This window comes from Clostridium swellfunianum (genome assembly GCF_023656515.1).
In the GTDB taxonomy this organism is placed as follows: Bacteria; Bacillota; Clostridia; order Clostridiales; family Clostridiaceae; genus Clostridium_AT; species Clostridium_AT swellfunianum.
The window spans coordinates 4,132,156-4,144,499 of record NZ_JAMOFV010000006.1; the positions used below are offsets into that span (position 1 = coordinate 4,132,156).

At 33.7% G+C, this 12,344-nt stretch carries 10 protein-coding genes; 2 read left to right on the forward strand and 8 right to left on the reverse strand.

Annotated features, from left to right (window positions below; translation table 11 throughout):
- Positions 1-511 precede the first annotated feature (511 nt).
- Complete coding sequence (gene galU, locus NBE98_RS19650; protein ID WP_250816709.1) at positions 512-1,414, reverse strand: UTP--glucose-1-phosphate uridylyltransferase GalU; 903 nt, start codon at positions 1,412-1,414, stop codon at positions 512-514.
- Between the two features lie 194 nt (positions 1,415-1,608).
- Here galU and NBE98_RS19655 point away from each other — a divergent pair, with 194 nt between their 5' ends.
- Positions 1,609-2,628, forward strand: a complete 1,020-nt coding sequence (locus tag NBE98_RS19655) for an LCP family protein (protein WP_250816710.1) — start codon at positions 1,609-1,611, stop codon at positions 2,626-2,628.
- A 44-nt stretch (positions 2,629-2,672) separates the two neighbouring features.
- Here the strand turns inward: NBE98_RS19655 and NBE98_RS19660 are convergent, their stop codons facing one another.
- The 3 genes from NBE98_RS19660 to NBE98_RS19670 all read right to left on the reverse strand — a co-directional run bounded on the left by NBE98_RS19660 (position 2,673) and on the right by NBE98_RS19670 (position 6,284).
- Positions 2,673-3,746: a tetratricopeptide repeat protein gene (locus tag NBE98_RS19660; RefSeq protein WP_250816711.1), complete on the reverse strand. Its 1,074-nt coding sequence runs from the start codon at positions 3,744-3,746 to the stop codon at positions 2,673-2,675.
- A gap of 65 nt (positions 3,747-3,811) precedes the next feature.
- Positions 3,812-5,545: a phospho-sugar mutase gene (locus tag NBE98_RS19665; RefSeq protein WP_250816712.1), complete on the reverse strand. Its 1,734-nt coding sequence runs from the start codon at positions 5,543-5,545 to the stop codon at positions 3,812-3,814.
- A gap of 133 nt (positions 5,546-5,678) precedes the next feature.
- Entirely contained in the window at positions 5,679-6,284 is a 606-nt protein-coding gene (locus NBE98_RS19670; RefSeq protein ID WP_250816713.1) for a 50S ribosomal protein L25, read from the reverse strand.
- Between the two features lie 222 nt (positions 6,285-6,506).
- On the opposite strand from NBE98_RS19670, the gene NBE98_RS19675 reads away from it, so the two are divergent.
- Positions 6,507-7,997, forward strand: coding sequence for an aminotransferase class I/II-fold pyridoxal phosphate-dependent enzyme (locus NBE98_RS19675; RefSeq protein ID WP_250816714.1), 1,491 nt, complete (start codon positions 6,507-6,509; stop codon positions 7,995-7,997).
- 31 nt (positions 7,998-8,028) lie between these two features.
- Here NBE98_RS19675 and NBE98_RS19680 read toward each other — a convergent pair whose 3' ends face one another.
- The 4 genes from NBE98_RS19680 to NBE98_RS19695 all read right to left on the reverse strand — a co-directional run bounded on the left by NBE98_RS19680 (position 8,029) and on the right by NBE98_RS19695 (position 12,286).
- On the reverse strand, positions 8,029-8,862 hold the full coding sequence (locus tag NBE98_RS19680; RefSeq protein WP_250816715.1) for a hypothetical protein: 834 nt from the start codon (positions 8,860-8,862) through the stop codon (positions 8,029-8,031).
- 158 nt (positions 8,863-9,020) lie between these two features.
- Positions 9,021-9,596, reverse strand: coding sequence for an indolepyruvate oxidoreductase subunit beta (locus tag NBE98_RS19685; RefSeq protein WP_250816716.1), 576 nt, complete (start codon positions 9,594-9,596; stop codon positions 9,021-9,023).
- A gap of 1 nt (position 9,597) precedes the next feature.
- Positions 9,598-11,358, reverse strand: coding sequence for an indolepyruvate ferredoxin oxidoreductase subunit alpha (gene iorA, locus NBE98_RS19690; RefSeq protein WP_250816717.1), 1,761 nt, complete (start codon positions 11,356-11,358; stop codon positions 9,598-9,600).
- Between the two features lie 31 nt (positions 11,359-11,389).
- Positions 11,390-12,286 carry a phosphate butyryltransferase gene (locus NBE98_RS19695; protein ID WP_250816718.1) on the reverse strand — a complete coding sequence of 299 codons (897 nt, stop codon included), beginning with the start codon at positions 12,284-12,286 and terminating at the stop codon, positions 11,390-11,392.
- Between the last annotated feature and the right edge of the window lie 58 nt (positions 12,287-12,344).

The window sequence follows — 12,344 nt, forward strand, 5'->3', positions numbered from 1 at the left end:
AGTTGCTATTATTTGTGAATTATTACCTAAACCTCCCATATAATTTTACGTACCTTATATCATATATTTTTCTAAAAATATATGGTCATATTTAACTCTACATAATGAATTTTTAATTGAGATATTCTCTAGCCAAAGCCAAAGATTATACTATGCTTGTCTATTCATGCAATTTAATTAAACCTTTAAAGTACTATTTATAAAAAGTTCAAATACTGAACCTTTGCATGTGCCATAATTATTATTTTTTATACACTTATATATTTACATAATCCTCAAAAACTTATAACAATTCAAAATATGAACACAAATCAATTTTATCATATAAAAAAGATAATTCAATACAAAACATAAATTTTATTGTGTAAGAATAATTTGGATCATAATAAGTACTATGAAAACTAAGATGACATCAAGTAAATCGATGTCATCTTTCATAAACTAAAGAGTTATAATCACGGACATTTAAAATTATGTTTATTGTAATTGAGGCATTTCAGAAACGTTACTCCTACTCTAACTCATTCTTTACGAATTCTTTTATTGAAGAATTCTCTTTAATAGATAGTAGATACTTAATAAATGGATCCCTAAGGTCTTCTCTCTTTAATGCGAACTCAACAGTAGCTTCTAAAAACCCTAACTTATCTCCAACGTCATATCTTCTACCATCAAAATTATATGCGTACATTGCCTCATTTTGTATTAAGCTTTTTAAAGCATCTGTAAGCTGAATTTCGCCGCCTTTGCCCGGTGTAGTATTATCTAAAATATCAAATATTTGAGGGGTAATTATGTATCTACCTAATATAGCGATGTTTGATGGCGCCTCTTCAGTTTTAGGCTTTTCAACTAGGTCTTTAACTTTATAGACTCTATCCTCTATGTGCATACCTTTAACAATTCCATATTTTGAAACATCATCTAATGGAACTTGCTGTACCCCTAATATAGTTGTTTTGTATTCAGTATAACAATCAATTAATTGTTTCAAGCATGGTACTTCGCTGTCTACAACGTCATCTCCAAGCATTACTGCAAAAGGTTCCTTTCCAACAAATGTTTTTGCACAGCTAATTGCGTGCCCTAGGCCTTTAGGCTCTTTTTGCCTAATATAATGTATATTAACCATATTGGATATATCTCTTACCATGGTAAGTAATTCTTCTTTATTGTGAGCTTCTAATTCTTGTTCTAATTCTACTGACTTATCGAAATGGTCTTCTATTGCTCTTTTATTACGACCTGTTATTATAAGTATTTCTTCAATCCCTGATGCAACAGCTTCTTCTATAATATACTGTATAGTTGGTTTATCTACTATTGGCAGCATTTCTTTTGGTTGAGCCTTAGTTGCAGGCAAAAATCTTGTTCCTAACCCTGCAGCAGGTATAATAGCCTTTTTAACTTTCATATTTAGTTCTCCCTTCCAACATTTTCAACATAATTATAAATCAAAATCCTCAAAATTACAATTATATTATATATTCTCCCTATATTCCCATAATTTATTAGCATTATTATGTTTTAGAGTATTTTCCCTATATAGAAAGTATAGTATATTATTATAAGCTAACTTAAATTTGGTATTAAAGGAAGGTACACTTTATGGAAAAAAAGACTAGATCCGGCTCTAAACAGAAGCCAAATAAGAAAAAACGCAAAAAATATATAATAATATCTATAGTATTTGTTTTACTTGCTGTTATTTCAGCAGTTGTAGGTGGTTTTTATGCGGAGTTATCTAAAATAAATACCACAAAGCTAACTAAGGATAACAGTGAATTAGGCATCAGTGATGAAGCTCAAAAGAAGATAGAGCAAGAAGATCCAAATAACGAAATTACAAACATAGCTTTGTTTGGTGTAGATAGAAGATCTAAAAATGAAGCTAGCCGCTCAGATTCATTAATGATAGCAACTATAGACAAGAAGCATAAAAAGATAAAAATAACTTCTATCATGAGAGACAGCTATGTTAATGTTCCAGGTCACGGAAAAACAAAAATAACTCACGCCTATGCTTATGGCGGCCCTCAGTTAGCTATTAGAACTCTAAATGAAAATTTTCAACTTAACATTAAAGACTATGCTACAGTAGATTTTTTTAGTTTAGAAAAAATAATCAATTCGTTAGGCGGAGTACAAATAAATGTAACTAAAGAAGAACTACCATTAATAAATGGCTATGTACAAGAAACCGCCTCTATAGAGAAAGTTACTCCACCAGTACTATCAAAATCTGGAGTGCAAAATCTTAATGGTATGCAAGCTGTAGCATATACTAGAATTAGATATACAGCTGGTGGAGATTTTGAAAGAACAGAAAGACAAAGAACTGTTTTAAATGCTTTATTTAGTAAAGTTCAACAAGCTGGAGTCAGCAAATATCCATCAATAGTATCAACAATTCTACCATATGTTGAAACAAGCATTGATAAACTTGATATAATTTCAATGGGAACAGGAGTTTTAACTTCAGGTACTAAAACTCTTGAACAAGAACGGTTCCCGCTAGACAATCAAGGTAAAGGTCAAACTATAAGTGGTGTATGGTATTTAGTATTTGATGTAAAAACGACAGCAGACCAAATTCATAAATATATATACGATGATATAAAGCCTTAGCATGAATAAAAGAGATGTGCCCTTAATTCAAGAGCACATCTCTTTTATTTTTTATTTATAATATCATCTAACTCTCTAACAATCTCGTCATTTTCATCAAGCTTTTTAGCTATATCCAAATGATTTTTAGCCTGTTCCATATCCCCTGCATTTAAGTAGCACATAATCAAGTTGGTACATATCTCTATAGATTTGGTAGCCTCAAAAGCTTTTCTTAAATACTGGATGGCTGTTTTAAAATCTCCAAGTGAGGCGTAGTTAATTCCAAGTTCATTTATAACCTCCACTAAGGCATCGTCAATTGCAAGCGCTTCGTTTAAATAATAGATGGCTTTTTCATAATTCTCTAATATTCTATAGCCCACAGCAATATGGTAATATAACGAGGCATTATCTCCATACTCTTCCATCAAAGGTATTAATATTTTTAATGCACTGTCTGCATCTTCATAAATCAGTTCTTTTCCTCTTTCATAAGCTGTTATACCCTTTAAATTATTTAGAAGTTCTAAGACCTCAGGTGTTTTTGCACCACCTTTTGATATATAGGTATTTACACAGAAAAGAGCTCCATCAAAATCTCCCGCTTCTCTTTTTAATATTCCTTCGTATAGAAAAGGCATTTCATAATCTTCCACAGCCTTTGCTCTTTCAATTATAGAAAGCTGCTCCTTCCTAAAGTTTTTATCCGTATCTTTTATAACTTCTGATAAAGATAGTAGCTTATCAAAGTTTTCAGCATTCGGTTCAAGCTGCACTAATCCTTTTAAAAAAATGTACGCATCTTCATAGTGCTCCTGTTTTACCTCGTTGAATATGATACCTTTAATAAAGGAGTTAGTATTAGGAATTGATAAAAGCATCTCCCTATAGCTACGGTTATACTTAAAATCTTCATCAACTCCAAGAACATAAAACATCCCCTCTATAAAGAAAGATATCGGAATTTCTTCAAGTTCTTCTCCAGACTTTACTTTTCCAATGATTTTTGCTGACTTTACAGGCATATAAATATTTTCACTTAAAAAAACATTAAATAACGACATTAGTCTTTCTTTTTTAATGTCTAAAAACAATATGCTTTGAAGTCTCTCAGAAAAATAAGATTTTCCTTCCACTAAATATCATCCCTTCCATTTTTCATAAACGCATTAAGAGAGTGAGATAACCCCACTCTCATAAATTAGCAATTACATGCTGAGTCTACTATATCCATAATAATTCTCTTAAACTCTTCCATCTTCGCTTCAGCATTTGCTAGACTATTTCCTATACAGGAAAGGTATATTTTCATCTTTGGTTCTGTTCCCGATGGTCTAACAACGAACCATGAACCATCTTCAAGAACAAATTTCAATACATTTGATTTGGGAAGCTTTATTACCTTTTCTTCTATATTTATTAAGTCTTTCTCAATGCTTAACTTGTAATCCATCTTTTTAACTATTTTAACTTCATTAATAGTTGACTTCATTGAATGTCTAAGATATTCTAAAGCATTAGCTATCTTTTCTTGACCTTCTTTTCCTTGAAGTTCAATGGATATTAAACTTTCTTTGTAGAAGCCATATTCGTTATAAAGTTCAATTAGGGCATCATATAGACTCATTCCCTTAGATTTATAATATAACGTCATTTCAGTAATTAAAGCCGCGGCTATTACTGCATCTTTATCTCTAACAAAGTCGCCTGCCAGGTATCCATAGCTTTCCTCAAAGCCAAAAAGATAGCTATTTGAATTTGTGTCTTCAAATTCTTTAATCTTTTCTCCAATATACTTAAATCCAGTTAAAACATCAACAAGTTCAACATTATAAGCTTTTGCTATCGCTGCAGCCATTTCTGTTGTAACTATTGTCTTTATAACTGTGCCATTCTTTGGCATCTTGTTCGTTTCCTTCAAGGATGAAAGTATATAGTTAGTTAACAGTACACCGGTCTGATTGCCTGTTAGTACCTTGTAATTCCCTTGGCTGTCCTTTACTACAATGCCAATTCTATCGCAATCTGGATCAGTCCCAAAAATAATATCTGGCTGTACTTCCTTTGCCATTTCCAGCGCCAATTCAAAAACCTTAGTTTCTTCCGGATTTGGATATGGTGCAGTTGGGAAAGTTCCATCAGGTTGTTCCTGCTCTTTAACCACAAAAACATTTTCATACCCTAGTTCATCTAAAACTCTTCTAACAGGAACATTGCCTGAACCATGAATTGGGGTATATATAATTTTTAAATCCTTGGCTTGTTTTTTTACCAAATCTTCTCTAATTGTTAACCCTTTAACCCTGTCTACATAGCTTTTGTCAACTTCCTCACCTATAATATTTAATAATCCACTATTCTCAGCTTCTTCTAAACTCATTCTTTTTACTTTTGAGAAATCATCTACATTTGTTATGTAAGATAATATCTCACCAGCAGCCTTATCTGTAACCTGTCCACCATCATCTCCATATACCTTATAACCATTGTACTGCTTAGGATTATGTGAAGCTGTTACTACAATACCAGCCTTTGATTTTAGGTGTCTCACAGTATACGAAAGCATTGGTGTAGGTCTTAGTGATTCAAATAAGTTAACCTTAACCCCATTTGCACATAGTACTAATGCTGCTGTTTCTGCAAATTCCTTTGACATTATTCTTGAGTCATAAGCTATGCTTGCGGAAGCTTCTTCCTTATATGTATTTAGTAAATACTCAGCCAACCCCTGAGTTGCTTTTCCAACAGTATATATATTCATTCTGTTGCTTCCAGCACCGATTATTCCTCTAAGCCCTCCAGTTCCAAATTCTAGCTCCTTATAAAATCTATCTTCAAGCTCCTTATCGTCCTTAATAGCTCTAAGCTCTTCCTTAGTTTGTTCATCAACTACCATAGAATTAATCCATAATTCGTATTTTCCCTTATAATCCATAGTTATCCTCCCAACTTTAAATGCTAAACATTTTTATTATACTATAAAATTGGGGAAATAAAACATATTTTTGGCATGTTAATATAAATTTTAAGTATACATAAAAAATGCCAGAAAATAGTGGATATTCCCACTATTGTCCTGACAATTTTGAACTGCTTCCTACCTCTGGAGTAGTTTGAGCCATATTATCTGTATTACCATCTGTAACTGCAGCAATTACAGTATTCCTATCGTCTAAAAAACTTATCTCGCTAGAGAATTCAATATCAGCTAATCTGTATGTATCGCCAAATGATAACCCCGAAACATCAATATTAATTGATTTTGGAATGTTTCCACCCATACATTGTACCTTAACTTTATTTCTTTCCTTTTGAAGAATTCCACCATTTCTGCGGACCATGTCTTCACCTACAAACACAAGAGGTACATCAGTTGTAACAACAGTGTCATTTGACAATTCTTCTAAGTCTACATGTATAAATTTGCGATTAACAGGATCCTTTTGAACTTCTTTTATAAGGGCCTTATGTTCTGTGCCATCAATATTGATATTAACTATTCCATGCTCTCCTGTTCTTGAAAGCTCTTTTATTAATTCCATTTCACCAATTTCAAACAACATGTTAGAAATATTTTTTCCATAAAGAATGCCTGGAACTCTACCATTTCTTCTTTCTTTCTTAGCTTCATGAGCAGTTCTTTTTTCTCTTGTAACAGCATTTAAGATTTCCATAATTATCCCTCCTACTTTTTCTATTATTGACATAAAATAAATTTATATACATTAGCTTTATAGGAATACTAATTAATAAGAATTAGAAATTAAATTTTTTGATGCATATTACATTTAAAAAACATATATCCTATAATGATAGTGTGATTAACAAATGTAAAACAACCTCTCATTTGTCAGGGTTTTACGGACGTAAAAAATGAAAGAAGGTGCTGTTAAAAGTTGTATAAGTTAGATCAAAATCAGACTCCTCTCTTCGATGCTCTCATGGAGTATGTAAATAGAGAAACTATTCCTTTTCATGTGCCAGGACATAAAAAAGGCTATGGTATAGATGAAGAATATAAAAATTTTATAGGTGAAAATCCCTTTAAAATTGACGTTACAGTATTTAAACTGGTAGACAGTCTTCATCACCCAACAGGACCTATTAAGAAGGCTCAAGAATTAGCTGCCGATGCATACGGCAGTGAAGCCTCTTTCTTCTCAATTCATGGAACTTCTGGTGCAATACAAGCTATGATAATGTCTGTAGTAAGTGATGGGGATAAAATTATTATACCTAGAAATGTTCACAAGTCAGTTACTGCAGGAATCATATTAAGCGGTGCTATCCCTGTTTATATGCAGCCTGAACTTGATAAGACTGTTGGCATTGCTCTTGGTGTAGCGCCTGAAACCGTAGAAGAAACTTTGCGAATGAATCCAGATGCAAAGGCTGTTTTAATTATAAATCCAACTTATTATGGTGTTTCTACAGATATAAAAAAGATAGTTGATATTGTACACAGCTATGATATTCCGCTTATTGTAGATGAAGCTCACGGACCTCATTTAGGCTTTAATAATAAGCTTCCGGTATCTGCAATTGAAGCTGGAGCTGACATATGCGCTCAAAGCACTCACAAAATAATAGGTGCACTGACTCAATGCTCACTTCTTCAGGTTAATTCAAAGAGGATTGATAAGCATAGAGTGCAGCAAATTTTAAACTTACTTCAAACAACCTCTCCATCTTATATTTTGATGGCGTCCTTAGACTGTGCTCGAAGGCAAATCGCACTTCGTGGTAAGGAGCTTTTAGATTCAACTATAGAATTGTGCAATTATGCTAGAAATGAAATAAATAATATACCTGGTTTTTACTGCTTTGGTGAAGATATTTTAGGAAAACCTGGTGCTCACGCTTTTGATCCTACCAAGATTACAATTACCTGCAGAGACCTAGGCATTACCGGCTATGACCTAGATATGATACTTTCTAATAAATATCATATACAAATGGAACTTTCCGATCTTTACAATGTTTTAGCAGTAGGCTCCTTTGGTGACACAAAGGAAAACATTGATACCCTGCTAAATGCCTTAAGAGAAATAAGCAGCGAATATTATGGCAAAGGAGACAGAAAGTCAGATTTTATAGATATTCCTAACATTCCTGAGCAGATTCAAAAGCCTAGAGAGGCCTTTAACAGCATCAAGACATCTGTTTTACTAAAGGAAAGTATAGGCATGATAAGCGGGGAATTCCTGCTAGCTTATCCTCCTGGAATACCTGTGCTTTGTCCTGGTGAAAAGATAACCTTGGAAATAGTAGATTATATTGAAAAACTAAAAGCTGCAGGACTTTACGTACAGGGTACTGAAGATCCAAAGGTTGAATTTATTAAAGTCGTTAAACCTGAAGATGCAGTTTATATAAATGTAGAATAAAAAATGCTGGACACATAAAGTCCAGCATTTTTTAAATTCTAACCATATTAAATCTATTTTCTATTTTTTCTTTATTAATATTGTTTAAAAATTTAACATACTGAGAGGTATTCATATTAAGCACCTTTTCATAAGTCCTTATAACTCTTCTAAAATATGAAATTTCGTCGCTTAATTTTAAAAGTGGCCCTACTAACTTACTTTTAAATCTTATCTTCCATTTCTTTCTCTGCCTTTCAGCCTGTTCCTTAACATAATCACAGCAATCATAGAGTGTACCGATAAGCCTAACCTTTTCAAAGTTTAACTTTAATACATCTTCATAGACTGGATAAATCTTTTGAAGTACAGCTTCGTCAAAAGTATTATTCTCTTCTCTTACATTTTTAATCAAAAGCGCCAGTTCATTCACCTTTTTATTAGCCTTTTCTCTTGCTTCTGGTAATTTATACACTACATCCTTAATTTTAACAGCACCTTCTATTCCTTCAGAAGATAAAAATTCCAAAGCAGTTATTATATCTTCCATATGCCCTTTTTCTCTTTCAAGCTGTTCCTCTGTTTGAAGGGCAGCTAAAATTCCTCCGTTCTTTCCATCACTGAAAAACACATCATAATATTGAGCTAACTTAGCCAACTCTTTTTGAATATTCTTAGAGGAAACTATAGAATTGTTTTCATCCAAGTATAAATAACCTTGATTTTCATTTCTAAAAGTCCTTAAATTGCGTTTATAAAATATTATCTCTCTATAAACTTTATTATTTAACACTATTTGACCAGATATCCTGCAGGATTCTCCTTTTTTTACATATGTCTTTATAATTTCTATAGTTTCATCTGAAAGTTCCTTATACTCTAGCATTAAAATCCTCCTCTTTACTTAAGTACCATTTTCAAAGTCAAAAGCTATATATAAAGTATGCTTATTCCTTGTTTATAAATTTATGCTTATTATAACAAAAGTCTTGAAATATAGAAACATAAAAATTAAGAATCTTCAAAAATGAAGATTCTTAGTTTTTAAGCTCTCATCCCTGCTTCAAGAGCTTTTTTATTTAGATCTACAGCCTTTAAAGGAACGATGTTTTCTATTGGTTCATTCCAATTAACATTATCAAGCTTTAATGCCTTTATAAGTGCTCCCAACAGAACAACATTTTGAGCTTTTATATTCCCAAGAGCTTCAGCTATGCCTGCAGCATCTACAATAATTGTATTTTCTACTGCAGCCTTTAACTTAGAATCAATATTCTCTGGATATTGATCTTTTCCAATAAGTACTGTAACTGGATGTATTTCATAATCGTTTACAACTAAGTGTCCGCCTTTCTTAAGGTAGGGTACCCATCTTGCTGCCTCGCTCTTTTCGAAGGCTACAATAACATCTGCCTTGCCTTTTTCTATAAGAGGAGAATACACCTTTTCACCATATCTCACCTGTGTAGTCACACTTCCACCTCTTTGTGCCATTCCGTGTACCTCAGACATCTTAACATCAAATCCTTGTCTCATAAGTCCTTCAGAGAGAAGCTTTGAAGCAAGTATAGTCCCTTGCCCACCAACACCTACAAACAATATGTTTTTAACCTCGCTCATCTTACTCCCCCACCTTTTCTATAGCATTAAACTTACATACCTGCTTACAGATTTCGCAACCGTTGCACATATTCTTATCTATGCTTACAACATTATTTTTAAAGGACAATGCTGGGCACCCTGTTCTTAGGCAAGCTTTACATCTTTTACACTTTTCAGCATCAATAACACACTTTAACTTGGCTCTCTTCTTTAAGACGTCTTTAATTAAGGCACAAGGCTGTTTTGTGATAATAACAAAAGGTTCAGTACTGTTGTAAGCTTCCTTCACTGCCTCTTCTGTTTCTTTCAGCTTATATGGATCTACAACTCTAATATTTTCCTCTTTAATGCCACAGGCTAATACTAGAGCTTCTATATCAACTATAGGTGCAGGCATACCCTGTAGCGTTGTTCCTGTACCAGGGTTTTCCTGATGCCCCGTCATCCCCGTAATTCTGTTATCCAATATAACCGTAACTATAGCACTGTTGTTGTAAACTGCATTTATAAGCCCTGTTACACCTGAGTGAAAGAAGGTCGAGTCTCCTATGAAAGAAAAAATCTTGCTTTGTCTTCCAGCCATCATACTTGCCTTTTGAAGTCCTATACCTCCTGATATGGATGCTCCCATACATATAACAGTATCAGCAACATTTAAAGGCGGCATCATACCTAATGTATAACATCCTATGTCGCTTGATGAAATTACATCTTTATATTTTGATACAGCATGAAAGATACCTCTATGAGGACAACCAGGGCAAAGCACGGGAGGTCTTGATGGGGGAACTATGTCTGTCTTATAAGTTTCCTCAATCTCTTCTCCTAAAACATTTTTTCTGATTATATCAGGATTTAACTCACCGCAAATAGGAATAAGTTCCTTACCTATGCAGTTAATTCCCATAGTTTTTATAGCATTTTCTATATATGGTTCATTCTCTTCTATAACATATAAAGTATCCACCTCTTTTGCGAATTCTAAGATCATCCTGTCTGGAAGAGGGTAACTCATACCAATTTTAAGATAGGAAACTTTATCTCCAAATACTTCCTTTGCATACTGATAGGATATACCACTGGTTACTATACCAACTTTAGTGTCATTAAATTCCATCTTATTTAATGAACTTTTATTCGAATATTCTCTTAATGCTTCTAATCTATCTTCAACCTCATAATGTTTCTTCCTTGCATGGGCTGGAATCATTATATATTTTTCAGGCTTTTTAACGTAAGCTTTCACTTCTTTATCTTTTTTCTCACCAAGTTCTACTATAGTCTTAGAGTGGGATATTCTAGTGGTTGTTCTAAAAAGCACAACGGTATCGAATTCTTCACTAATCTCAAAAGCTTCTATCATAAAATCCTTGCATTCCTGAGAATCTGCAGGTTCAACCATGGCCACCTTTGCGTGCGGAGCATACAACCTGTTATCCTGCTCATTTTGTGATGAATGCATACCAGGATCGTCTGCAGAAACCACCACAAAGCCTCCATTAACTCCTTCGTAAGCCATTGTAAACAATGGGTCTGCTGCTACATTAAGTCCAACATGCTTCATGGTAGTCAAGCTTCTAGCTCCTCCAATGGAAGCACCTGCTGCAACCTCAAAGCCAACTTTTTCATTTGGCGCCCATTCAGCATAAACCCCTTCATATGTAGCAAAATTCTCAAGTATCTCAGTACTAGGCGTACCAGGATAAGCTGAAGCAACTTTACAGCCTGCTTCATAAGCCCCTCTGGCAATAGCCTCATTTCCAGACATAATAACCTTCATAATATAATTCCCCCCAATTAAAGTTTATTTATTACCCTAATAATGATCCTAGTGCAATGGAGTATAACTTTGACTTTGCACTGTCAGCTCTGGATACTAAAACAACAGGACACTTAGCTCCCATTATAACCCCAGCATTTTCCGCTTTAGCAAAGTATGTTAAGGATTTTCCTAAAAAGTTGCCGCTCTCTATATTTGGCACAAGCAATATGTCCGCATCACCCGCTACCTCACTTACAATTCCCTTATGCTGTGCCGCTTCCTTTGATATAGCATTATCTAACGCTAAAGGACCATCTATTATGCAACCTTTTATTTGCCCCCTTTTGTTCATTTGTGATAATATAGCTGCATCCACAGTTGCCTGCATAGAAGGATTGACTGATTCTATAGCACTGATAGCAGCAACTTTAGGCATGTCTATTTTAAGCGCTTTAGCAACTTTAACAGCATTATTTATTATATGAATCTTGTCCTTCAATTCTGGATAAGATACCATTCCTCCATCTGTCAATATTATCAATTTATGATAAGCAGGAGTATCGTATACCATAACATGAGATAAAAGCTCTTCTTTTTTTAAGCCTGCTTCCTTATTCAAAACTGCTTTTAGAATATCAGAAGTATTAAGCATTCCCTTCATTATGTAATGAGCCTTATGTGATATAACAAGCTCAACTGAAATAGCAGCAGCCTTCTTTTCGTCCTCTTCGTTTATTATGCTAGTATTTTCAAGACAAAGTTTTTCTGATTCTGCAAGCTCTCTAATTTTTTGTTCCTTCCCCACAAGAACAGCATCAACAATATTAAGCTTTACAGCTTCTACTACAGCTTTTAAAACCTCTTTATCATGGGCAGCTGCCACAGCTATAGTCTTTTTACTATTCTCCCTAGCGAGGCTCAATAATTCCTCTAGCTTTCTTACCACAATAATTCCCCCTTTAAATAAAAAAAATCGAATAAACCATAAAATAATAGCAAGAAGA

Coding starts and splice junctions, on each gene's coding strand:
- galU (WP_250816709.1), bottom strand. CDS start 1,414: ATGAAAGTTAAAAAGGCTATTATACCTGCTGCAGGGTTAGGAACAAGA.
- NBE98_RS19655 (WP_250816710.1), top strand. CDS start 1,609: ATGGAAAAAAAGACTAGATCCGGCTCTAAACAGAAGCCAAATAAGAAA.
- NBE98_RS19665 (WP_250816712.1), bottom strand. CDS start 5,545: ATGGATTATAAGGGAAAATACGAATTATGGATTAATTCTATGGTAGTT.
- NBE98_RS19670 (WP_250816713.1), bottom strand. CDS start 6,284: ATGGAAATCTTAAATGCTGTTACAAGAGAAAAAAGAACTGCTCATGAA.
- NBE98_RS19680 (WP_250816715.1), bottom strand. CDS start 8,862: ATGCTAGAGTATAAGGAACTTTCAGATGAAACTATAGAAATTATAAAG.
- NBE98_RS19685 (WP_250816716.1), bottom strand. CDS start 9,596: ATGAGCGAGGTTAAAAACATATTGTTTGTAGGTGTTGGTGGGCAAGGG.
- iorA (WP_250816717.1), bottom strand. CDS start 11,358: ATGAAGGTTATTATGTCTGGAAATGAGGCTATTGCCAGAGGGGCTTAT.